Origin of the sequence: Marinitenerispora sediminis (assembly GCF_003336425.1) — a bacterium.
Lineage (GTDB): Bacteria > Actinomycetota > Actinomycetes > Streptosporangiales > Streptosporangiaceae > Marinitenerispora > Marinitenerispora sediminis.
The window spans coordinates 30194-51653 of record NZ_QEIO01000005.1 but is presented as its reverse complement, the minus strand read 5'-3'; the positions used below and the strand labels follow the sequence as shown (position 1 = coordinate 51653).

Genomic DNA, 21460 nt, shown 5'->3' with positions numbered 1-21460 from the left:
GCCATGGCGCGGGGGATCTGCCACGGCGCCGCCGACGCGGGACGGACCGGCCCCGCACGGTAGCGGCACCGGACGCGCGGCCGCACCGGCACCCGGAGGAGGACGGTGGCGCCTGGACCCCCGGGGCCCGGGGCCCGACGGCTCCCGTCGCGGGCGCCGCTTGGGTAACGCATTGATTATGCGGCACCATGCACAGGGCCGGACTGGTCTAAGCTCCCGCCTTAACCGACCGCACCTCGCACGGGCCGCCGGAGTGGCCGTCACCTTCAGGAGGTAACCGCGTGCCCCTCGCCTCGACCCGACGAACCGGACTTGTCGACCAGGTCATCACCCAGCTCCGGGCGCAGATCGACTCGGGTGAGTGGGGTGTCGGCGACCGCATCCCCACCGAGTCGGAGTTGTCGGACCAGCTGGAGGTGGGCCGCAACACGGTACGCGAGGCCGTCCGGGCGCTCGCGCACGCCGGCCTGCTGGAGATCCGCCAGGGCGCCGGAACCTTCGTGCGGGCCTCCAGCGAGCTCGGCGGGGCGCTGCGGCGCCGCCTGGAGCGCTCGCGGCTGCGCGAGAACCTGGAGGTGCGCCGCGCGCTGGAGATGGAGGCCGCCCGGCTGGCCGCGCTGCGGCACACCGAGGCGGACCTCTCCGAGATCGACGCGACGCTCCGGCGCCGGGAGGCCGCCTGGCGGCAGCGCGAGCTCGGCGCGTTCGTCGAGGAGGACTTCGCGTTCCACCGCGCGGTCGTCAACGCCACGCACAATCCGCTGCTCATCGAGCTCTACGACGACATCGCCCAGGTGGTCTACGACAGCATCGCGCACTCCGCGCTGGACGAGCCCGGCCAGGACGAGGGCATCGAGCACGGCGGCCTCGCCGAGGCCATCCGCGAGGGCGACCCCGAGCGCGCCCTGCGCGAGGCGGCCTGCTACCTGGACGAGCTGATCGCCCAGGCCGAGGACTGAGCGGCCGGCTTTCCGCGGCCCCGCCGGTGTGGCGCGTCCCCGGCCCGCCCCCGGTTCTGACGAGCGCGGCGAGGTCCGGCCCGGACCACCTGCGCCGCTTCCAGGACACCGCCGACCGGGCGGACGCCGGGCGCGCTGCCAAGGACGCCGGGGACCGCCGCCGCCCTCCGCTCCCGCGCCGCTGTCACCACGCGGCCGGACGGTCCGGCGCGCCCGATCAGCGGTCCCGCCCCCTCCCCGGCAGTGTGCCGCGCGCCGCGCCGGCGGCTACCCCCGGGTCGGGAGCAGCAGGCTGGTGCTGGTCCGCCACATGACGTCGAGCAGCTCCTGGCGGGGCGGCGGGCACTCCCGGCTCAGGGCCTGGGCCATCAGTTCACGGAACGCGCCCAGGATCGCGGCGGCGGCGAAGCGCGGCCGGATGTCGGCGGCCAGTTCGCCCCCGTGCTGGGCGCGGGCGATGCTGCCGGCCGCGACGTCCACTTGGCCGGCGAGCCGGGCCGCGTCGACCTGCGCGGCGGCCGGCTCGCGGAGCCGGCGCCCGACGATCACCCGGGCGAGCTGGTGGTCGCAGAGGAAGTCGATCTCCCGGCGGATGCGCTGGTACTCGGTCGCCAGCCAGCCGCCCCTCTCCCCGGCGCGCGCGGCGGCGCGGAACGCCACCGCGTCGTAGCTGTCGTAGAACTCGTTGACCACCTCCGACACCAGGCCGTCCTTGCTGCCGAAGTAGCGGTAGAGCAGTCCCACCGAGGTCCCGGTGCGGGCGGCGATGTCGGCCACCTCCAGGGTGCCGTCCCCGGCGATGATCCCGGCGCGGGCCGCCGCCACGAGCCGGTCGCGCGTCGCGCGGCCGCGGGCCGAGAGCCCGGCGGACCGGGGCTCGGCCGCGGGCGGCGGTTCGGTCCGCTCCCCGCCTTCCGGAGCCGGCACGAGCACGTGCTCCGCCTCCTGCGCCGCCTCCCGGCGCGGCGCGATCTCCTGCATGTCTTCCTCCCCTGGGCGGACGGTGCGGCCTCCCCCGGCTCCGCCGGCCCCACAGCCGTGCCCGGCACGGCCCGGGATGCCCGTCCTCGGCCCGATGTCCGCGCAAAGTCTGCCGCCACGCCGCCTCCCACGTCCGGCGGTACTGGTAAATCAGCGGCGGTTCGGCCCGTTCCGGCCACGGATCCGGACCTCCCCGGACAGCTCCGGGCACACCGCCCGTTCTGTACCCGCGACCAGTGGGGGGCCTGTGCTATGTTCTGCCGGGGGTTTTCCCTCGCGGCGCCCCGGACCTGCCGCACGCAGGGCCGTGCCTCTTCTCTGTTCGGTCCTCCAAGGAGTCCTGGCACGGTGCGGGTCTATCTCACGGCGTTCGGCTGTGCCGTGCGCCGGTATTCCACCTACCGCGCGGCCACCTTCGCCGGCGTCGTCACCAACAGTGTGTTCGGCCTGATCAACGCGATGGTGCTGCTCGCGCTCTTCGAGGCGCGGCCGCAGATCAACGGCTACGACGCCACCGACGCGGTCACGCAGGTCTTCGTGGCGCAGGCGGTCATCGGGCCGATCGCCATCTTCGGCCCGCCGCTCGATCTCAGCGAGCGGATCCGCACCGGCGAGGTGGCGGTCGACCTGCTCCGGCCGGTGCACCCGGTGCTCTGGTGGCTCGCCACCGACCTGGGCCGGGCCGCGTTCAGCACGGTCTTCCGCAGCGTGCCGACCTTCGCGGTGGGGATGGCCGCCTTCGAACTGGCACTGCCGGCGGACCCGCTGCGCTGGGTGGCGGTGGCGGCGGCGTTCGCCCTGGCCGTCCTCGTGGGCTTCGCGCTGCGCTACCTGTACGCGCTGGCCGGCTTCTGGCTGATGGACACCCGCGGTGTGCACGCGGTGGTGTTCCTGCTGGCCCCCTTCTGCGCGGGCCACCTGCTGCCCCTGACCCTGTTCCCGGAGGCGCTGGCCGGCGTCCTGCGCGTGCTGCCCTGGGCGTCGCTGGTCCAGGTGCCGGCCGAGATCCTGCTCGGCAAGGACAGCCTGCCCGGCGGCAGCACGCTGGGCGGACTGTGCTTCCAGGCCGCGTGGGCTGCCGCGCTGCTGGCCCTCGGCGCGGTGCTGACCGCCCGCGCCACCCGCCGGGTGGTGGTCCAGGGTGGCTGAGCGCACCTCCCCCGGACCGGCGGCCGGCGGCCGTGCCGCGTGGGAACCGGCCGTCCTGGACCGGCGTCCCCGCTCGGTGACGGCGTATCCGCGGCTGGCCTGGGCGTGGACCCGGGCGCTCGCGCAGTACCCGGTCTCCCTGGCGATGCTCACCTTCGCCCAGGCGTGCACCACGGCGGTCGAACTGCTGGCGGTGGTGATCGTGTTCGGCCACGCCGGCCGGCTGGGCGGCTTCACCCTGGACGAGGCGATGCTCTTCTACGGGCTCACCGGCACGGCCTTCTCGACGGCGCACCTCCTCATCGGGACGGTGGACCGGCTCGGCGAGCACATCCGGCGCGGCAGCCTCGACACGGTCCTGATCCGGCCCGTCTCGCCACTGGTGCAGATCGCCACCGAGGAGTTCTCACCGCGCCGGCTGGGGCGGACCGTGCCGAGCGCGGCGGCCCTGGGCTACGCGCTGAGCGTGCTCGACATCGCGTGGACCCCGGAACGGGTGCTCATGGTCCCGCTGCTGATCGGCTGCGGGGCCCTCATCTGCGGCTCCCTGTGGGTGACCGCGGCCAGCGTGCAGTTCCTCCTCACCGACGCCCGCGAACTCGTCAGCTCGGTGACCAACGGCGGCTGGGCCCTCACCGAGTACCCCCTCGCCATCTACGGGCGCGACGTGGTGCGCGCGGTGACCTACCTGGTCCCGCTCGCGTTCGTGAGCTGGCAGCCGGCCCTGTACATCCTCGACCGACCCGACCCGCTCGGCATGCCCGACTGGCTGCGGTACGCGTCGCCGGCGGTGGCCGCCGCCGCGGTCGCGGTGGCGGCGCTGGTCTGGCGCACCGGGTTGCGGCACTACCGATCCACCGGGAGCTGATCATGACGGCACGCACCCCCGCGAGCGGCGGGGCCCCCATCATCGACGCCGACGGAATCGGCCGCACCTTCACCCGCTCCGAGGGGCCGCTGTTCCGGCGCCGGCGGCGCACCGTGACGGCCGTGCGCGACGTCTCCTTCCAGGTCACGGCGGGCGAGATCGTCGGGTACCTCGGTCCGAACGGCGCGGGCAAGAGCACCACCATGAAGATGCTGACCGGGATCCTGAGCCCGAGCGCGGGCCGGCTGCGGGTCACCGGGCTGGAGCCGTCGCGGCAGCGCACCCGGCTGGCGGCCCGGATGGGGGTGGTGTTCGGCCAGCGGACGACGCTGTGGTGGGACCTCCCGCTGCGGGACAGCCTCGCCCTCACCCGGCACATGTACCGGGTGCCGGCGCGCGACCACGCGCGCCGACTGGCCGAGCTGACCGAGCTCCTCGAACTCGGCCCGTTCCTGGCCACCCCGGTGCGCCAGCTCAGCCTCGGGCAGCGCATGCGCGGCGACCTCACCGCCGCGCTGCTGCACGATCCCGCGCTGCTCGTGCTGGACGAGCCGACGATCGGACTGGACGTGGTCAGCAAGTCCACGATCCGGGAGTTCCTGCTGCGGCTGAACGCCGAGCGCGGCACCACCATCCTGCTCACCACCCACGACCTGGGCGACGTCGAACGCCTGTGCCGCCGGGTGATCGTCATCGACCACGGCAGCCTGGCCTTCGACGGCGACCTCGCCGCGCTGCGCGACGGCGCGCCGTCGCCCCGCACCCTCGTGGTGGACCTCGCCGCGCCGTCGGAGCCCATCGAGGTGCCGGGGGCTCGGACGGTGCGGGTGCGGGGCACCCGGCAGTGGCTGGAGCTGGACGGGAACCCGGCCGCGGTGATCGCCGACGTCTCCCACCACTACGCGATCGCCGACCTCACCCTGAACGAACCGGACATCGAGGACGTGGTGGCGCGGCTGTACCGCCGCGAGGGCGCGGCGCGGGAGCTCTCGGCCGGCTGAGCGGCGGGAGCCGGTGGCCGGTACGCGGCGCCCTCAGCCGGTCCGGCCGGCGGAGGGCAGGGTGCTCCCCTCCCAGCCGGCCACCCGGGACGGGTCGAGGTTGAGCACGTCCAGGGTGCTCCGGCCGGCGGACAGCGCGTCGAGGACCTCCTGCTCACGGGAGACCGCGTCGAGCGCGGCGGCGGCGATCGGGGTCACCCGGGCGCGCGGGAGGCAGACCGCGCCGTCGTCGTCGGCCACCACCCAGTCGCCGCGGCGCACGGGGACGGGCAGCGGGTCGCCTGCCACCAGCACCTCCGCGCCGACCGCTCCCCCGGCGTCGCGACCGGGTTCGCGGACCGAGACCCCGGATGCGACGAGGGGGAGCCCGCAGCGTGCGACGGCGGCGACGTCGCGGACGCAGCCGTCGACGATGATGCCGGTGATGCCGCGCACGCGGGCGGCGACCGCGATGATGCCGTCGACGTAGCCGTAGTCCGGCTCGCCCGCGACGTCCACGACCAGCGCCGTCCGCGGTGCCGCCTGCGCCACGGCGACGTGGACGGCGAGGTTGTCGCCCGCGACGCAGCGGACCGGGAGCGCCTGGGCCGCGAAGCGGGCGCCCGGCCACACCGGGAAGAGGTGCGGTCCGAGCGGCCGGCCGCCGGAGCGGGCCAGCGCCGCCGTCCCCACGGCCGTCAAGGTGTCCGCAAGCGCCACGTGAAGCCTCCCACTGTGCGTTCCGCGCCGGGCGGGCCGCGGTCCGCCCCGACGGGCGCCCGGGCCTGGCGGCGCACCGCGTCGGCCGGACGGGCGGCGAGGGGCGGGGTCCCCGGCGCGGCCCGACCCCTCAATACTCACGGGTAACTTCGAGGCGGCGCAAGCCGTCGGGCTCCGAAAAACCCGAAAACGTTACGGGCGTGCCATCACTCCCGCGCGGGGGTGCCGCCGCGCAGGGCCGCCACCGCCTCCAGCGCCGTCCGGGCCGCCCCCGCGTCGTGCACCCGGAACACCCGCGCGCCCTCCCACGCGGAGACCGCGAGGACGGCCAGCGTGCCCGCCGCCCGGTCGGCCACCGGCAGGTCGAGGGTCTCGCCGATGAAGTCCTTGTTCGACACCGCGACGAGCACCGGCCAGCCGGTGGCGGCCAGCTCGCCCAGCCGCCGGGTGAGTTCGAGCGAGTGGTAGGTGTTCTTGCCGAAGTCGTGCGTGGGGTCGACCAGCACCCGGTCCGGCCGCACGCCCAGGGCCACCGCCCGCTCGGCGAGGCCGACCACGGTGCTGCGCACGTCGGCGAGCACGTCGGTGTAGGCCACGCGGTGCGGATCGGTGCGCGGAGCGAGTCCGCCGCTGTGGCTGCACACCAGCCCGATGTCGTACTCCGCGGCCACCCTGGCCAGGTCCGGATCAGCCCCGGCCCAGGTGTCGTTGATCAGGTCGACGCCGACCTCGGCGCAGGCGCGGCCGACCTCGGCCCGCCAGGTGTCGACCGAGATGAGGGCGCCGGGGTGTCGGCGGCGCAGCTCGGCCACGAACGGCACCACCCGGCGGATCTCCTCTTCGGTGTCGACCCGGGCGCCGTAGCCGGCCTTGACCCCGCCCACGTCGATGATGTCGGCGCCGTCGCGCAGCGCCGCGGCGGAGGCGTCCAGGGCCGCGTCGAAGGCGAACGTGGCGCCGCGGTCGTAGAAGGAGTCGGGAGTCCGGTTGACCACCGCCATCACGGCGTGCGCGCCCGGGCCGAACGTCCGGCCGCGCAGCCGCAGCACGCCGCCCGGCGCGTTCGAGGGGTCCGCTCCGCGCGCGGTGCGGGCCGTCGGTCCGCCCGGCGGCCGGCCGCCGCCCCTCACGTGTCCCCCTCGCGCGGCGTCCCGGTCTCCCGCGCGCCGGCCGCGTCCACCTGGTGCCGCTCCTTCACCACCGAGAGGTGCTCCCAGCTCTCCACGTAGGAGATGTCGGGGCAGCCGCGGACGGCCTCCAGCGCCTCCACGAGGGTCGGGCGGTCGGTGGCGGTCGCACTGCCGACGATGTCGTAGCGGCCGAAACCGGTGGTCACGAAGGACACCCCCGGCAGCGCGGCGAGCCGCGTCGCGATCGCCTCGGCGTCGCCCCGGCAGCGCAGGCCGAACCCGAGGTGCTCGTTCGCGCCCACGGCCGACGGCTCGATGAGGGCCGTGACGTGCACCACGCCGGCGTCGATCAGCCGGACCACCCGCGACCGCGCCGCGGCCTGGGAGAGCCCCACGTTCCGGGCGAGTTCGGCGTAGGACGCCCGGCCGTCGCGCTGCAGGTGGCGGATGAGCCGCCAGTCCAGCGGGTCGATGGAGACCTCGCGCAGCGCGCGGACGCTGGAGTAGGCGTCCTTGACGATCGCGCCGGCCCGGAACACCTCCGCGCCCGCCACGCCGGGCAGTCCGCGCAGCACGGTGAGCTCCGCCGCCAGGGCTGCGTCCCCGCCGACCCGGACGTGCGCCACCGCCGGGAACCGGCCGGCGGTGAGGGCGGCGAACGTCACCGCCTCCCGGCGGGTCAGCGCCTCCATGACCGGCCGGACGGGTCCGGAAATCCGGAACGATATGTGACCGAAAACCTCCATCCCCATGACGCCGGCGTGCAGGACTCCCACGATCCGGATGGCTCCGGCGCCGATGAGGTGCCGCACCCTCGCCCGGACCGCCGTCCGGGACAGGCCCACGCCGTCCGCCAGTGCCTGGTACGTCGCTCTACCGTCCCCCTGCAGCGCCCTGACAAGCGCCGCATCGACCGCATCGAGCACGTTGAATGCCTTTCCATCCCATGACGGCACCCATGTCCCCCCGGGTGCCGCCCCCTCCTCCGGCCAGATCATGGCAGTTGTCGCGGCTGTTAACTACTGATCGCGAAAGAAACAACCCCGACTTTGAACCACTATGGTCGGGGAATCCGACATCCAATGTCACAACCCCCCATACCTGGCGGGGCTCCGGAGGCGTTCCGGCTGGCGGACGGAAGGGTACAGTTCGAACAACTCCGACAAAGCGCGACACTGGTGTACGCATCATTGGCGCACCTGCGCGGTAGTGGACCCCGGTCCGCGCACCGCGCAGCGGACGGCCCGCCCGGGACGCCCATCGCCCGGCGGGGGACCCGGCGCGGCCGGGGCCGCCTTGGGGGATCAGCGGGAGCGGAAGGGGCAGCCCATGGCCGAGGAACGGGCCCAGCGACGGCGGGAGCGTCCGCGCAGCACCTGGCGCGCGCTGCTCTGGACGGCCGCCTCAGTGCCGGTTCCGGGCATCGCCCACCTGCGTATGGGACGCCGCTGGTCCGGCGGGCTCATCCTCGGCTGCTACCTGCTGGTCCTCGCCGCGCTCACCGCCGCGGCCCTGCACCTGGGCGGCGACCTGCGGCGGAGCATGCGCTACGTGGTGCAGGAGAGCTGGCTGATCGGCGCCGGGGCCACCGCCTTCGCGCTGTGCGTGCTGTGGATGACGGTGGTCGTGCACTCCTACGTCATCACCCGGCCGCCGCGGGCGCACTGGGCCGGGCGCTGGACGGCCGCGCTCGTGGTCACCGCCCTGTGCGTGGTGGTCGCCGCCCCCGCGGCCGCGGTGATGCGCACCGCGCACACCGCCTACGACGCGCTGTCCTCGGTGTTCGGCCCCGAGCCGACGCGCCCGGTCGACGCCGCCGACCCCTGGGAGGGCCGGGACCGGGTCAACGTGCTGCTGCTCGGCGGGGACGCCGGGGATAACCGGTACGGCATGCGCACGGACTCCATGATGGTCGCGAGCATCGACGTCGAGTACGGCGACGTGGTGCTGGTGGGCCTGCCCCGCAACCTGGAGAACGTGCCGTTCCCCGAGGGGACCGCGCTCGCCGAGCGCTACCCGGAGCCGCACGGGTTCGACGACCTGCTGAACGAGGTCTACCAGACGGTGGCCGACGACCCCGCCGCGCTCGCCATCGACCCCGTGGCCGAGGACCCCGCGGCCGACACGCTGCGCCGGACCATCGGCTACGCCATCGGCGTCGACATCGACCACTACGCGCTCGTGGACATGCGCGGCTTCCAGGACCTCATCGACGCCATCGGCGGCATCGACGTCCACATCGAGGAGCCCATCCCCTACGGGATCGAAGGCGACGTGCTGGAGCCCGGCATGCGCCACCTCAACGGCTACGAGGCCCTCTGGTACGGCCGGAGCCGGGTCAACAGCGACGACTACACCCGGATGGGCCGGCAGGGCTGCCTGATCAAGTACGTCGCCGAGCAGGCCGACCCCGGGCGGATCCTCGCCGGCTTCCAGGACCTCGCCGGAGCCACCAAGCGGACCCTCAAGACCGACATCCCGCAGTCGAGGGTCATGCACTTCGTGGACCTGGCCGAGCTCGTCGGCGACGGCACCATGCGCACCCTCCAGCTGTCGCCGCCGCAGGTGAACACCGCCTACCCCGACTGGGAGGAGATCCGCGACATGGTGGCGGACGCCATCCAGGAGCAGGAGGACGCCCAGTCGGCCGACGGCTCCGAGGAGATGGACGCGCTGCCGTCCCCGGAGGGCTCCCCCGCTCCGTCGCCGTCCGCACCGGAGGACGGGAGCACCGAGTGGCAGGAGTACACGGGCCTGCCCGAGCCGTCCCCCACCACGCCCGGCCGCCAGGTCGGCGACGAGGCCACGTCGCTCGACGCCCTCTGCCCCTGACCGGGCGGCTGCCCGTGCGGTCCGGGGCTCACGCCTCGAAGCGGCCGTAGCGGCTGCGGTGGTACAGCAGCGGGCGGCCGTCGTCGCCGGTCTCCGCGCCGACGACCCGCCCCACCACGAGCCAGTGGTCGCCCACGGCGAGCACGTCGTGGCGCAGGCAGCGCACGTGGCCGACGGCGCCGTGCAGCAGCGGCACCCCGCCAGGCCCGCGGAACCACCGGGTGGGAGCGGCGAAGCGGTCGACGCCGCGCGCGGCGAACCGGGCGGCGACGTCGCGCTGGTGCTCGTGCAGGAGGTTGACCGCGAACGTCCGCGAATCGCGGACGCCCGGCCAGGAACCGGACCGGGCGTCGATGTAGAAGGAGACCAGCGGCGGGTCGAGGCTCACGCTGGTGAAGGACGTGGCCGTCAGCCCCACCGGGCCCTCCGCCGGGTCCGCGGTCACCACGACCACCCCGGCCGCGTGTGCCCCGAGCACCCGCCGGAACACGTCGGGGGGCACGTTGACGTCGGCGTGCGCGCGGCCCGCCGGCTCCGCGGGTCCCGCCGCCTCCTCCGGCGTCCGGTGCGGCGCCGCGCCGTCCGCCCCGGTCCGCCCCGTCCCTCTCGTTCCGGCCATCGGCCATCCGCGCACTGCGCGCCTCCGTCCTCCGCCTTCGACTCCTGGTCCTCCCCCGAAGACAGCCACACCCGTTCCACGGGTATTCCCGGCGCGGGCGTGCGGTACCCCCCTCTCGGGGCACCGCCGGAACGTGGCGGGCGCGGGGCTCCGGCTCCGGAACACGCCCGGCAGGTCACGCGAGGACGAGGCCGATCAGCGCGACGACCAACGCGGCGACGGTGGCGAGCTCGGCGACGGCGACGGACGCGCGGCGCCAATTGGACCAGATCACCTCCGCTAGTTCGCGCCACCGCGTGACACGGAAGAGCATTGCGAGCTTCTGATACCGGTGGTGTTCAAAATGGCACCGAGCAGCAGCCCCGATCCATTGTTCCGGCACGCCTCGCCCGCCCTCCGATTCGCGGCACCGCACGGAAGCGGGACCTGGAAGAAGAAGGAGAAGGCGGCGAGGCCCGCCATGGCGACGACCACGGCCGGAGCGACCTGCGGGTTCGCCCACCCCAGCAGCGCCACCGCGAAGGGGAGGTACCTCCAGGCCCTGCCAGCGTTTCCGCGTTTCACCATGGACGCATTTTCCCGACAGGGCCCCGCGCGGACCGGAATTCCGGAAGAACATGATCGTCCGCTTCCGGCCACGCGTTCCACATTTCCGAGCTTTACGGCAAATGGCAAAAATGGCACTGTCCACCGAATTCGGATATCCCCGCCGCACCGGGGGCGCGCCGGTCCGGCCGCCGGGCGGTGTTCCCGGCGGCCGGACGGGCATGGCGCTCAGGTGTGCGCGCGGTGGCGCCGCGCCTCAGCCCACGGGCACCTCGTCGCGCCGCCGGACGTCGAGGTCGACCGGCCGCAACTCGCGGGCGTCGACGTCGAGGACGAATCCGTAGATCTCGTTCTTGTGCGGGATGAAGGGATCGGCGGCGATCCGGCGCGCCGACTGGCGGACGTCCTCGGCCTCGTCGGTGAACGCCTCCAGCGCCCACTCGGGGCGCATGCCGACCTCGCGCTCGATGCGGTCCTTGAACTCGTCGTCGTCCCCGCCCTTGAGACCGCAGCAGGTGTGGTGGATCAGCAGGATGCGCCGGGTGCGCAGCTCCCGCTGGCTGACGGTGAGGCTGCGCCGCACGTCGGCCGTCACCACGCCGCCCGCGTTGCGGATGACGTGCGCCTGCCGCTCTTCCAGGCCCAGCAGCGCGTAGACGTCGATCCGGGCGTCCATGCAGGTGACGACGGCGAGCTCGCACCGCGGGACGGCCTGCTCCTTGTCGCAGGCGGGGCGGGTGTAGCCGGTGTACTGCCGCGCGCTGCGGCGGAGGTTCTCGACGAAGTTCATGGGCGCCTTCTGGGGGGTCACGTTGACGACGCACCGTATCCTTCCCAGCGCTTTGCGCTTTCACGCCTGGTCGGAGCGGGATCCGCCGGACCGGCGCCCGGACGCGCGGCACCGGGTGCTCCGGGCGTCTCGTAGGGTCACTGCCATGCGGACCTGGGTGCGGGGAGTGGTGGGCACGGCGGCGATCGCCGCGGTCGTCGTGGCGGGCGGGTACGTGGGCGGCCCGTGGCTGCTGGACCGGTCCGGGCTGGACCAGACCGCGCTGCCGTGGGGCCCGGAGTGCGGCGTGCGGACCGGGTCGGACACGGTGGGCCTGACCCTCGACGAGGCGCGCCGGGCGACCACGGCGGTAGCCCTGGAGGCAGGCGGGGCGGAGGCGGGGACGGCCGGCGCCGACACCGCGGGGATCGACCCGGCCGTACTCGACCTGCTCCGGGAGGGGCCGGCGGACGACGCGGGCCCGGTGCTGAGCTGCCGGGCGGCACCCGCCACCGGACTCGCGGCCGAGGAGCTGACGGAGTCCGGGCTCACCCCGCGGGCGGAGCGGGTGCGCACGGCCATGGCGGAGGTGTTCGGAGAGCAGAGCCTCGGCGGCTTCGAACCGGGCGGCGTCTCCGACGGGCACGGTTCCGACTCCGCGCACTACGACGGACGCGCGATCGACGTGTTCTACCGGCCGGTGGACGAGGAGAACCGGCGGGCCGGCTGGCTGCTCGCGCACTGGCTGGTCGCCCACGCCGAGGAGCTGGACCTGGCCGTGGTCATCTTCGACGACCGCATCTGGAGCACCCGGTTCTCCCAGGGCGGCTGGCGCGACTACCGGTCCGCGGACTTCGACAACGACATCCTGCAGCACCGCGACCACGTGCACGTCGACGTCCAGCGCGGCGGCGACGGCTGAGCACCGCCGGCCGCGGCGTGCCCCGCCCCTGGCCGCCGGCCCCCGTTCGCGTTACGTTGCCACTCGTGCCTGACATCGATCACGACTTCCTCGCCCTGCCCCTGCGCGTGCTCGCCGACGCGGCGCTGCAGCGCGCCCGCGACCTCGGCGCCGACCACGCCGACTTCCGCCTCGAACGCGTCCGCGGCCAGAGCCTGCGGCTGGCCGACGGCACGGTCGAGACCGCGGTGGACACCGAGACCCTGGGATTCGCCGTCCGCGTCGTCCACAACGGCACCTGGGGGTTCGCGGCCGACACCGAACTCACCCCCGACACGGCGGCGGCGGTCGCGGAGCGCGCCGTACGGGTGGCCGAGGTCGCTGCGGCGCTCAGTACCGAGCGCATCGAACTCGCGGCCGAGCCCGCCCACAGCGACGCCTCCTGGGTGTCCGCCTACGACATCGACCCCTTCACCGTGCCCGTGCACGAGAAGGCCGCGCTGCTGGCCGACTGGAGCCGCCGGCTGCTGGCCGACCCGAGGGTCGACCACGTCGACGCGACCCTCGCCCAGGTGAAGGAGCAGAAGTTCTACGCCGACACCGCCGGCACCGTCACCACGCAGCAGCGCGTCCGGGTGGCGCCCGAGGTCGAGGTGGTGGCCGCCCGGGACGGGCTCCTGGACAGCATGCGGACGCTCGCGGCACCGGCCGGCCGGGGGTACGAGTACCTGCCCACCGTCGAGGCGGAGCTGGCCGGGCTCCCCGAGCTGCTCGCGGAGAAGCTCGCCGCACCGAGCGTCGATCCCGGCCGCTACGACCTGGTGATCGACCCGACCAACCTGTGGCTGACCATCCACGAGTCCATCGGGCACGCCACGGAGCTCGACCGGGCGCTCGGCTACGAGGCGGCCTTCGCCGGCACCACGTTCGCCACCGTCGACCAGCTGGGCACGCTCCGCTACGGTTCACCGATCATGCAGGTGACCGGTGACCGCACCGTGGAGCACGGGCTGGCCAGCATCGGCTACGACGACGAGGGGGTCGCGACCTCCGCGTTCGACCTCGTCCGCGACGGGGTCCTCGTCGGCTACCAGCGCGACCGGCGCATCTCGGCACTGCGCGGCCACGAGCGGTCCAACGGCTGCGCGTTCGCCGACTCCCCCGCCACCATGCCGATCCAGCGCATGGCCAACGTGTCGCTGGCCGCGGACCCGGCCGGGCCCTCGACCGACGGACTGATCGGCGGGGTCGAGCGCGGTATCTACGTCGTCGGCGACCGCAGCTGGTCGATCGACATGCAGCGCTACAACTTCCAGTTCACCGGGCAGCGGTTCTACCGGATCGAGAACGGCCGGCTGGCCGGCCAGCTGCGCGACGTCGCCTACCAGGCCACCACTACCGACTTCTGGAACTCCATGGCGGCGCTCGGCGGCCCGCAGACCTACGTGCTGGGCGGGTCGTTCATGTGCGGCAAGGGCCAGCCCTCGCAGACCGCGGCGGTCAGCCACGGCTGCCCCAGCGCGCTGTTCGAGAACGTCCGGGTGCTCAACACCCTCCAGGAGGGCGGCCGGTGAGCGGCCCGGACGGTCCCGGCGCCGGTCCGGGGCCAACCCCGGACCCGCTCCTTCGTTCACCCGCCGCGAAGGCTGCCCACCCCACCGCCGCCGGCGCGGCCGGCGCCACCGAGAGGTACGGATACCCAGTGAGCCAGTCCCTGTCCGCTCAGGCCACCGTCGAGCGCGCGCTCGACCTCTCCCGTGCCGACGCCACCATGGTGCTGGTGAGTGAGACCGGCACGGCGAACCTGCGCTGGGCCGGCAACTCGTTGACCACCAACGGCGTCACCCGCGGCCGCTCGGTCACGGTGATCGCGCTGCGCAACGCCGACCGCGGCACCGCGGTCGGCGTGGTGCGGCGCAGCGGGCTCCGCGACGACGAGCTGCCGGACCTGGTGCGCGCCGCCGAGGCGGCCTCCGCCGAGGCTGCGCCCTCGGAGGAGGGGCGGCCGCTCCTCACCTCCGAGGCGGCCGGCCCGGTCGGCGGCGACTGGGACGCCCCGGTGCCCGCCACCGGCATCGAGGTCTTCACCGACACCGCCCGCGACCTCGGTCGCGCGTTCCGGCACGGCGCCGCGAACGGCACCCGCCTGTACGGCTTCGCCGAGCACACGGTCACCAGCACGTTCCTCGGCAGTTCCACCGGACTGCGGCTGCGCCACGACCAGCCCGCCGGATCCCTGGAGCTGAACGCCAAGTCGGGGGACACCGAGCGCGGGACCGGCGGGCACTCCACGTGGGTGGGACGGGCGACCCGGGACTTCACCGACGTGGACGTGGACGCGCTGGCGGCCGAGCTGGACCGGCGCATCGGCTGGGCACAGCGCCGGGTGGAGCTCCCCGCCGGACGCTACGAGACACTCCTGCCGCCCGAGGCGGTCGCCGACCTGATGATCAGCCTCTACTGGCGGGCCGGCGCGCGCGACGCCCACGAGGGGCGGACGGCCTTCTCCGCTCCGGGCGGCGGCACACGGGTCGGCGAGCGGCTCTCCCCGCTCCCACTGACGCTGCGCAGCGACCCCGCCGAGCCCGGCCTGGAGTGCGCCCCGTTCGTCCTGGCCGACGCGCCCGGCCGCGCTGTCACCGCCTTCGACAACGGCGTCCCGCTGGGCCGCTCGGAGTGGATCGCCGACGGCCGGCTGGCCGCGCTGTGCCAGACCCGCTACTCCGCCGACCTCACCGGCCTGCCCCTCACTCCCGAGATCGACAACCTCATCCTGGAAGGGGCCGGCGGCACCGCCACGCTCGCGGACATGGTGGCCGGCACCGAGCGGGGGCTCCTGGTGACCTGCCTGTGGTACATCCGCGAGGTGGACCCGCAGACGATGCTGCAGACCGGTCTGACCCGGGACGGCGTCTACCTGGTCGAGGACGGCGAGGTCACCGGGGCGGTCAACAACTTCCGCTTCAACGAGTCCCCGGTCGGCCTCCTGTCCCGGGTGAGCGAGGTCGGCGCGAGCGTACCGGCACTCTCGCGGGAGTTCGGTCAGTACTTCCCACGCACGGCCATGCCGCCGGTGCGGGTGCCCGACTTCAACATGTCCACGGTGAGCCAGGCCTCCTGAGCTAACCGAACCGCCCCGGCCCGCCGCCCCAGGCGCACACCGGGACGGCCGACGGCCGGCACCACTGCGTCAGCAGCGGCGCCGGCCGTCGGGGGCGGCTACCCCGGCTACGCACGACGACCGCGACCGGCCGACGCGCGACCTCGCGCGCCGGCCGGCAATGTCCTCGGAGGGGTTGCCGACTGCCGCGGCAGCGGAACCAACGTGCGGACCATCCCCGCGTGCGCGGGGAGCACCGGACGTGGCCGTCGCTGCGGACATATGCGGAATGGTGGGCCTCATCCGGATGCCGGTCAGGCTCAAGCCCGGCTATGCGCGGCGGACGGCAGCGGGCCGCTGTGCCGGGCGGCCTCCGCTGAGGGAACCTGGCCCGAGAAAACCTGTTTTTTCGACTGCTTTAGTAGGTTATACTGAGTGGACGTTCCCCCAAACTGGCCTCCGGTGGGGACGTCCCGGCGCCGTCTGTGCGGGTACGGCGCCGGTGGCGGTCGCGCCGCGCAACACAGCGCGGGTGCGCGGCGCGACCCCTCCTCCACTGCCAGACCGGCCGCCCGACGGTCGCGGCGGCCGTCACTCCTCCAGACGGAACCCCACCTTGAGCCCGACCTGGAAGTGCGCGATCTCGCCGTCCTGGATGCTGCCGCGGACTTCGGTCACCTCGAACCAGTCGAGTTCGCGCAGGGTCGCCGCGGCGCGCGCGATCCCGTTGCGGATGGCTTTCTCCACCCCGTCCGGCGAACTTCCGACGATCTCGGTCACCCGGTAGACATGGTCGGCCATGACTGCCCCTCCGTTCCGGACACCGGAACGCCGCACCCCTGGATGCGCGCCCCGCGACGGCACCCGCCGCCGTCCCCTCGCCGTTCCCGGCCAGGCCGGACGGCGAACTCGGGGCCTCTGACGAGCGCAAACCGATCTTGACCACCGATTGGTCACAGTGCGACCCGCTCTTGGCACAGCATTTTCACGGAATCCGCGGCGATAGCTCCGGATTGATGGCGGTTCAGGACCAATGGCGGCGAATGCGCGGGACTCTCCCGAGATCACGTCGTAACAGACTCTTGACGTATACGGGGGATCGGCAGTGTACATTGGGAATCAGCGCTTCGGTCCCCCGTCGAAGCGCAGAGCCGGTGTTTCGAGCCCCCGTCGGAACACCGTGCGCGACGTCGGGTGGTTTGCCCCCGTAGCCACCCGGCGTCGCTTTTTTGTGGGCGAGAAACCTTCTTGACCATTCCTTGCCGTAGGCGGGTCTCGGCCGGACAGCGGGTAAACAATGGGCAACGATCACGAGGGCAGCATGGGCGACGCCGAGGGTGGCGAAACCGAGTTCCCGCTCTGTTCACGAAAAGGCTGCCGGCAGCCGGCGCGTTGGGTCCTCGTCTGGAACAACCCGAAAGTGCACACCCCCGACCGCCGGAAGACCTGGCTGGCCTGCGACGAGCACCGCGCCTATCTCGCCGACTTTCTCACGCTCCGCGGCTTTCTGCGGGAGACCGTACCGTTCGACGAGTTCACGGGCTGAGCTCGGCCAGGCGGCCGGCACCGTCCCCGGACTCGGACGACTAAGCTGGCCGACGTGCCCTCCGCCGCCCTGCGCCGCGCGCTGACCGACCCCGGTCCCCCGCCGCTCCCGGCCCTCCCCGAGCGCGCGACCGCGCTGCTGTGGGAGCTGGCCGCGCCACCCCGGCTGGCAGCGCACCTGCGTGCCGTGCACGCGGCGGCGCGCGACCTCACCGACGCGCTGGTCCGCGAGTATCCGGACCTGGCCGTCGACCGCGAGGCGGTGCTGTTCGGCGCGGCGGTCCACGACATCGGCAAGGCCGTCCACGTGGACGAGCTGTCCGGGCCCGGCTCCGCGCACGAGCAGGCGGGGTATGAGCTGCTGCGTGCCCACGGTGTGGAGGAGCGGCTCGCTCGGTTCGCCCGGACGCACGCCGCCTGGCGGCTGCCGGACACCGCCGTGGAGGACCTGCTGGTCAGCGTGGCGGACAAGGTCTGGCGCGGGAAGCGGGTCGATGACCTGGAGCTGCTGCTGGTCGAGCGCCTCGCGGAACCGGGGCACGAGCCGTGGCAGGTGTTCGGCCGGCTGGACGACGTCCTGACCGCGATCGCCGCCGGGGCCGACGGCCGACTGGCGTTCCAGAACCGGCACCCCGTGGCGGGGTGAGCTGTCCGGCGCGCGGGACCCCGGCTAGCGGGAGGCGGCCGGGCCGCCGCCATCGCGGTCGGCGGCGCGGAAGGCGGCGCGGGCCTGGGCGAGCGCCTGCGGGGTGTCGCAGTCGAAGGCGGAGCGGTCCGCGGGATCGCGCGCGGCAAGCAGGGCGGGCCGCAGCGGGCTGAGCAGGCCGCGCAGCGACGCGCCCGTGTAACCGCCCAGCGCGGCGCGGAGCGTGGCCGTGTGCCACACCCCGAGTAACCACTGGGGGCGCCCGGTGGTGTCGAGCAGCGCCGCCCCCGCGTATCCGCGCGCCGCGAGCCGCAGCCGGGTGATGTCGGACGGGGTGACGAACGGCAGGTCACCGGCGAGGAGGGCGAACCACGGGGACTCCACCTCGGCCATGCCCGCGCGCAAGGCCGGGATGGGGCCGGCGCCGGGCGGGTCCTCCCGGACGTAGCGGGCCGGCGGATGCTCCCGGGCCGGGCCGACCACGACCAGTCGCCGGGAGTCGCGGACGGCCGCGGCGACGCGTTCGAGGAGCGAACTGCCTCCCACGCGCAGTGCGGGTTTGTCCACCCCGCCCATACGCCGGCCCGCTCCACCCGCGAGGACGACGGCGTCGAAGGGTTCGGGCTGGGTCATACGGAACCTCCGGTCAGGCGCTCCCTGTCAGCATGGCACCGCCCCTGCCGCGTGGGGAGCGCAGGGGCGGTGCGGCGGGCGGAGTCGCGACGGTGACGGTCGCGGTGTCGTGGCGCCGTCCGCGTGGACGGCGGCGCCCCGGTGCGCCGGCTTTCCCCCGCTCTCGGGGGATAGCGGTGCCGGGGCTGCGGCCGCTCGGAAGCGGCCGATGCGGGGGCGGAGCAGAGCCGGCCGACGCGGCGCCGCGAGCGCCCGCCGGACCCCGGTCAGCCTCCGGCGCGCAGTAGCCGGTCGAGGAAGGAGCGGTAGGCGCGCAGGGTCAGGCGCAGCTCCTCGGTGTCCCGACCGGCGTCGTCGCCGCGTTCGGCGAGGGCGCGCCGCTGGTCGGCGAGCGCGGCCGTGAGGATGTTGAGCACGTCGCCGACGAGGCGGTCGGCGTCCTGCACGGAGCCGGGCGGATCGTCGACGAAGTCACTCTGGAGTTCCCGCCAGCGCCGCCGCAGCCGGTCGACCTCCTCGGCGGGGAAGGGGGCCGGCGCCGGCTCGTCCGCCGGCGGCCGGGACGAGTCGCGGGTCTGGGACCGACCGGGGTCGGTCCCGGTCTCCTCGCGGTCGCGCGGCGGCGGTGGGACCGGGTCCGCGGGGCGCGGCGGGAGCGCCGCCTCCTCCTCGTCCACCAGGGCGTCGCCCGCGGGCGGGCGCTGGCCGCGGGCGGCCTCGGCCCGCAGCTTCTCGGAGTGGCGGAAGTTCCAGCGCGCCTCGCGCCGACTCGCCAGCAGGTCGTCGGGCGCGGGGCGGGCGGTGCGCGCGGACGGCACCGAGCGCCCGCGCGGGTCGCGGACCGCGCCGGGGCCGGCCTCGTCGGGGCGCTGGGGTTCGTGGGACGCACGCGAGGCGTCGGCGGGCAGGTTCACAGGTGCCTCCTGGGCGGGGATCGGGTCGGCGCGCTCGCGTGGCGGCTCGCTCAGTGCGCCGGTGGCGGGTCCGGCCGCGCCGAGGGGTCGCGGGAGCCCACCGGTTGCGGAGTTCCGGCCCGGTCGTCCGGCGGGGCCGCGCTCGCCAGGATCTCGGTGAGGAGATCCCGGTAGTGCACGAGCGCGACGCGCAGTTCCTCGGTACCGGGCGGGTCGGAGCCGCGGGGGGCCAGGACGGCGCATGCGGCCCGGTACCCGGCCACGGCGTGCGGCCGTTCGACGGACAGCGCGGCCGCCGTCTGCTCGGGGCCGCCGGTCGGGTACCCGCGGTCGGACATCAGCCGGGTCAGCAGCCGGTCGGCTTCGCGGACCGCGTCGGCGGGAGCGTCGACGAACCGTTCCTGAATTGCCGCCCACTTCCCCGTGTATTCCTGCCGGGCCGCGTCGGAAAGCGGACGCAGGTTCAGTTTCGCGTACCGTTTCTCCCTCCGGGCGAGTTCCCGCTCGGCGGCACGCCGATCGCGGGCGTGCTCGACCTCCCAGTCGTATTCCGCACCGAATTTCCGGCGGAGGTGCCGGCTACGCCGCGCGGGGGTGAGCACGAGCGCGACCGCGCCGGCGATGAGCAGGATGGCGAGGGCGACGAGTACGCCGATCGTCAGAGCCGGGTTCATGGACGTCTCCTGGGGGCTTCGGAGCGGGACCGCCGCACGCCGCACGGCGTTCGGGGCCCATGACAAGGCTGCCCGGCTGAATAGCCGCGAAACCCGTTAATCCCGGGTTTCGTGGCACGCTGGCGAAATTGCAGTTCAGAAGCCGATGAATTAGTGTGGGATCCACCGGGAATGCGGATTTGCTGGTAAACACAGCACGGCATAATGCGCGCGGCGGGATATCCGAAATCCGCGGTCGGCGTCCCCGGCTGGATGGCGCGGCGGTGGTTTCCGGCGGATCCGCGCCCGCCCGTCGCACCAGCCGGAGTCGTCCGGCACGGCGGAGCACTGCGCGCGGCGGCGCCTCCTGGCCGAAGACGTCGCCGGACTCCCCTGGTAGACACCACGCCGGGGCCGACGAGCAGCGGCCGCCCACCGAAGGCGGGCGGTGGGTGTGCGCGTCCCCGCAGCGGGTGGCCCCGGACTGGGGGAACCACTCGACCAGCACGGTCAGCCGCAGCCCGCCGCACTCCCCTTCCCGAGTCGTTATGGGAGGCGTAGGTCTCGGTCGCTGAAGCCCGGTCTCCGGTCTGGGCCAGCGCTTGGAACCGTCCCCCAGCCGGTCCGGCGTGTCCGGGACCGGTTTACCGTCATCACTTCCGGGAGCTGGACGCGCCCAGCGCGATGATCGCGCGGCCCGCCCGCTACACCTGGCCGACCGGGCCGCCGCTGCCTCGCCGAAGTGGCCCACACGGGGCCGCCGGGTCGTCGTGACGGCCGGATCGGCACACGCACCCGGCACCGGCGGATCCAGGTCCCGCAGGGGCTACTCGTACTCACGGGGAAGGTGTCAGCACGGCGGCCCTGCCAGGGCTGGGCATTCACGCATGCGGACGAGCGAGTAACGCCCGACTCCGAGTAGCGGATCCCCCATGCGCGCGGGCAGGTCGAGGTGCCCGACACCCGAATGTCTCGTGGACTCATTCCTGCGTGCGGGGGGCAGGCCAGCACTTAGATCTGCGCGAAGCTCATCGCGGGCTCACCCCCGCGTGCGCGGGGCACAGCGTCCCACCTCACTGTGGTTGCACCTATCTCTGGGCTCATCCCCGCGTGCGCGGGGCGCAGTCTCATTGACCTGGGACGTTATCAAGCCGCAGCCCCTGTTTCGACCACTTCCTGGAATTCTCACAAAACACACAAAGGCCACATGTGCAGCACTAAAGGACCGCACGTGTACGCCTCCCCGACGCCCTCATGGCTCTGGGCCCCGCACGCGGAGTGGCCCCTTCGAATGGCATCCGGGAAGGCCCGCGCACACCCCTCGCCCTGGTCCGCGATGTCGCCGGTGGTCGGCGCGAGGGTGCGGCCGTCTGCCATCGGTCCCGGAGGACGTCCTCCACCACGCCCATCGGAATTGCGTCGGCCATCGGTGAAGTTGGCCGCGCCCCGCGTTCTCGCCCAGGCAGCGGAGGCGCCCGATCGCCGGTCTCGGGGCCGGGCTGGTCCAGCCCCGCA

Annotated in this window: 20 protein-coding genes; 10 read left to right on the top strand and 10 right to left on the bottom strand. The window is 74.1% G+C overall.

Annotation, left to right across the window (positions count from 1 at the left end):
• The first annotated feature begins 281 nt into the window (after positions 1–281).
• The gene (locus tag DEF28_RS01735) at positions 282–959 is read left to right on the top strand and encodes a FadR/GntR family transcriptional regulator (protein ID WP_114396474.1); all 678 of its coding nucleotides are present in this window, start codon (positions 282–284) and stop codon (positions 957–959) included.
• A 267-nt stretch (positions 960–1226) separates the two neighbouring features.
• On the opposite strand, the gene DEF28_RS01730 is transcribed toward DEF28_RS01735, so the two are convergent.
• Complete coding sequence (locus tag DEF28_RS01730; RefSeq protein ID WP_114396473.1) at positions 1227–1940, bottom strand: TetR/AcrR family transcriptional regulator; 714 nt, start codon at positions 1938–1940, stop codon at positions 1227–1229.
• Between the two features lie 348 nt (positions 1941–2288).
• Between DEF28_RS01730 and DEF28_RS01725 the strand changes: the two genes are divergently transcribed.
• The 3 genes from DEF28_RS01725 to DEF28_RS01715 are packed head-to-tail and all read left to right on the top strand — an operon-like array spanning position 2289 to position 4958.
• Complete coding sequence (locus tag DEF28_RS01725) at positions 2289–3089, top strand: ABC transporter permease (protein ID WP_233515034.1); 801 nt, start codon at positions 2289–2291, stop codon at positions 3087–3089.
• A gap of 55 nt (positions 3090–3144) precedes the next feature.
• Complete coding sequence (locus DEF28_RS01720) at positions 3145–3957, top strand: ABC transporter permease (RefSeq protein WP_233515040.1); 813 nt, start codon at positions 3145–3147, stop codon at positions 3955–3957.
• Positions 3958–3959: 2 nt separating this feature from the next.
• Complete coding sequence (locus DEF28_RS01715) at positions 3960–4958, top strand: ABC transporter ATP-binding protein (RefSeq protein WP_114396471.1); 999 nt, start codon at positions 3960–3962, stop codon at positions 4956–4958.
• A 33-nt stretch (positions 4959–4991) separates the two neighbouring features.
• Here the strand turns inward: DEF28_RS01715 and DEF28_RS01710 are convergent, their stop codons facing one another.
• From DEF28_RS01710 to DEF28_RS01700, 3 genes are all read right to left on the bottom strand, one after another.
• Positions 4992–5657, bottom strand: coding sequence for an RraA family protein (locus DEF28_RS01710; RefSeq protein WP_374058057.1), 666 nt, complete (start codon positions 5655–5657; stop codon positions 4992–4994).
• A 206-nt stretch (positions 5658–5863) separates the two neighbouring features.
• Positions 5864–6706, bottom strand: coding sequence for a dihydropteroate synthase (gene folP / locus DEF28_RS01705; protein WP_233515039.1), 843 nt, complete (start codon positions 6704–6706; stop codon positions 5864–5866).
• Positions 6707–6783: 77 nt separating this feature from the next.
• Positions 6784–7713, bottom strand: coding sequence for an Lrp/AsnC family transcriptional regulator (locus DEF28_RS01700; protein WP_114396469.1), 930 nt, complete (start codon positions 7711–7713; stop codon positions 6784–6786).
• Positions 7714–8116: 403 nt separating this feature from the next.
• Between DEF28_RS01700 and DEF28_RS01695 the strand changes: the two genes are divergently transcribed.
• On the top strand, positions 8117–9619 hold the full coding sequence (locus DEF28_RS01695; RefSeq protein ID WP_114396468.1) for an LCP family protein: 1503 nt from the start codon (positions 8117–8119) through the stop codon (positions 9617–9619).
• Between the two features lie 28 nt (positions 9620–9647).
• Here the strand turns inward: DEF28_RS01695 and DEF28_RS01690 are convergent, their stop codons facing one another.
• Both DEF28_RS01690 and DEF28_RS01685 read right to left on the bottom strand, forming a co-directional pair.
• On the bottom strand, positions 9648–10238 hold the full coding sequence (locus tag DEF28_RS01690; protein WP_114396467.1) for a flavin reductase family protein: 591 nt from the start codon (positions 10236–10238) through the stop codon (positions 9648–9650).
• Between the two features lie 802 nt (positions 10239–11040).
• Complete coding sequence (locus tag DEF28_RS01685; protein ID WP_233515033.1) at positions 11041–11595, bottom strand: beta-class carbonic anhydrase; 555 nt, start codon at positions 11593–11595, stop codon at positions 11041–11043.
• A 124-nt stretch (positions 11596–11719) separates the two neighbouring features.
• On the opposite strand from DEF28_RS01685, the gene DEF28_RS01680 reads away from it, so the two are divergent.
• The 3 genes from DEF28_RS01680 to DEF28_RS01670 all read left to right on the top strand — a co-directional run bounded on the left by DEF28_RS01680 (position 11720) and on the right by DEF28_RS01670 (position 15575).
• A complete protein-coding gene (locus DEF28_RS01680; RefSeq protein ID WP_233515032.1) occupies positions 11720–12475 on the top strand; it encodes a hypothetical protein in 756 nt (251 codons plus the stop codon).
• A gap of 65 nt (positions 12476–12540) precedes the next feature.
• Complete coding sequence (locus DEF28_RS01675) at positions 12541–14028, top strand: TldD/PmbA family protein (RefSeq protein ID WP_181874212.1); 1488 nt, start codon at positions 12541–12543, stop codon at positions 14026–14028.
• A 128-nt stretch (positions 14029–14156) separates the two neighbouring features.
• Positions 14157–15575, top strand: a complete 1419-nt coding sequence (locus DEF28_RS01670) for a metallopeptidase TldD-related protein (protein ID WP_233515031.1) — start codon at positions 14157–14159, stop codon at positions 15573–15575.
• A gap of 570 nt (positions 15576–16145) precedes the next feature.
• Here DEF28_RS01670 and DEF28_RS01665 read toward each other — a convergent pair.
• Positions 16146–16355 carry a dodecin gene (locus tag DEF28_RS01665; RefSeq protein WP_114396465.1) on the bottom strand — a complete coding sequence of 70 codons (210 nt, stop codon included), beginning with the start codon at positions 16353–16355 and terminating at the stop codon, positions 16146–16148.
• Between the two features lie 520 nt (positions 16356–16875).
• On the opposite strand from DEF28_RS01665, the gene DEF28_RS01660 reads away from it, so the two are divergent.
• Positions 16876–17100 (top strand): hypothetical protein, encoded by a 225-nt coding sequence (locus DEF28_RS01660; protein ID WP_114396485.1) that lies wholly within the window; start codon positions 16876–16878, stop codon positions 17098–17100.
• A 54-nt stretch (positions 17101–17154) separates the two neighbouring features.
• Entirely contained in the window at positions 17155–17745 is a 591-nt protein-coding gene (locus DEF28_RS01655; protein ID WP_114396464.1) for an HD domain-containing protein, read from the top strand.
• 24 nt (positions 17746–17769) lie between these two features.
• Here the strand turns inward: DEF28_RS01655 and mobA are convergent, their stop codons facing one another.
• The 3 genes from mobA to DEF28_RS01640 all read right to left on the bottom strand — a co-directional run bounded on the left by mobA (position 17770) and on the right by DEF28_RS01640 (position 19966).
• Positions 17770–18378, bottom strand: coding sequence for a molybdenum cofactor guanylyltransferase (mobA, locus tag DEF28_RS01650; RefSeq protein ID WP_114396463.1), 609 nt, complete (start codon positions 18376–18378; stop codon positions 17770–17772).
• A gap of 266 nt (positions 18379–18644) precedes the next feature.
• The gene (locus DEF28_RS01645) at positions 18645–19292 is read right to left on the bottom strand and encodes a hypothetical protein (RefSeq protein ID WP_114396462.1); all 648 of its coding nucleotides are present in this window, start codon (positions 19290–19292) and stop codon (positions 18645–18647) included.
• 50 nt (positions 19293–19342) lie between these two features.
• Positions 19343–19966: a hypothetical protein gene (locus DEF28_RS01640; RefSeq protein WP_114396461.1), complete on the bottom strand. Its 624-nt coding sequence runs from the start codon at positions 19964–19966 to the stop codon at positions 19343–19345.
• Positions 19967–21460 lie beyond the last annotated feature (1494 nt).

Bases quoted from the DNA above. Each gene is read 5' to 3' on its own strand.
- DEF28_RS01730 (WP_114396473.1), bottom strand. From the start codon at position 1,940: ATGCAGGAGATCGCGCCGCGCCGGGAGGCGGCGCAGGAGGCGGAGCAC.
- DEF28_RS01715 (WP_114396471.1), top strand. From the start codon at position 3,960: ATGACGGCACGCACCCCCGCGAGCGGCGGGGCCCCCATCATCGACGCC.
- DEF28_RS01695 (WP_114396468.1), top strand. From the start codon at position 8,117: ATGGCCGAGGAACGGGCCCAGCGACGGCGGGAGCGTCCGCGCAGCACC.
- DEF28_RS01690 (WP_114396467.1), bottom strand. From the start codon at position 10,238: ATGGCCGGAACGAGAGGGACGGGGCGGACCGGGGCGGACGGCGCGGCG.
- DEF28_RS01680 (WP_233515032.1), top strand. From the start codon at position 11,720: ATGCGGACCTGGGTGCGGGGAGTGGTGGGCACGGCGGCGATCGCCGCG.
- DEF28_RS01665 (WP_114396465.1), bottom strand. From the start codon at position 16,355: ATGGCCGACCATGTCTACCGGGTGACCGAGATCGTCGGAAGTTCGCCG.
- DEF28_RS01660 (WP_114396485.1), top strand. From the start codon at position 16,876: ATGGGCGACGCCGAGGGTGGCGAAACCGAGTTCCCGCTCTGTTCACGA.
- mobA (WP_114396463.1), bottom strand. From the start codon at position 18,378: ATGACCCAGCCCGAACCCTTCGACGCCGTCGTCCTCGCGGGTGGAGCG.
- DEF28_RS01640 (WP_114396461.1), bottom strand. From the start codon at position 19,966: ATGAACCCGGCTCTGACGATCGGCGTACTCGTCGCCCTCGCCATCCTG.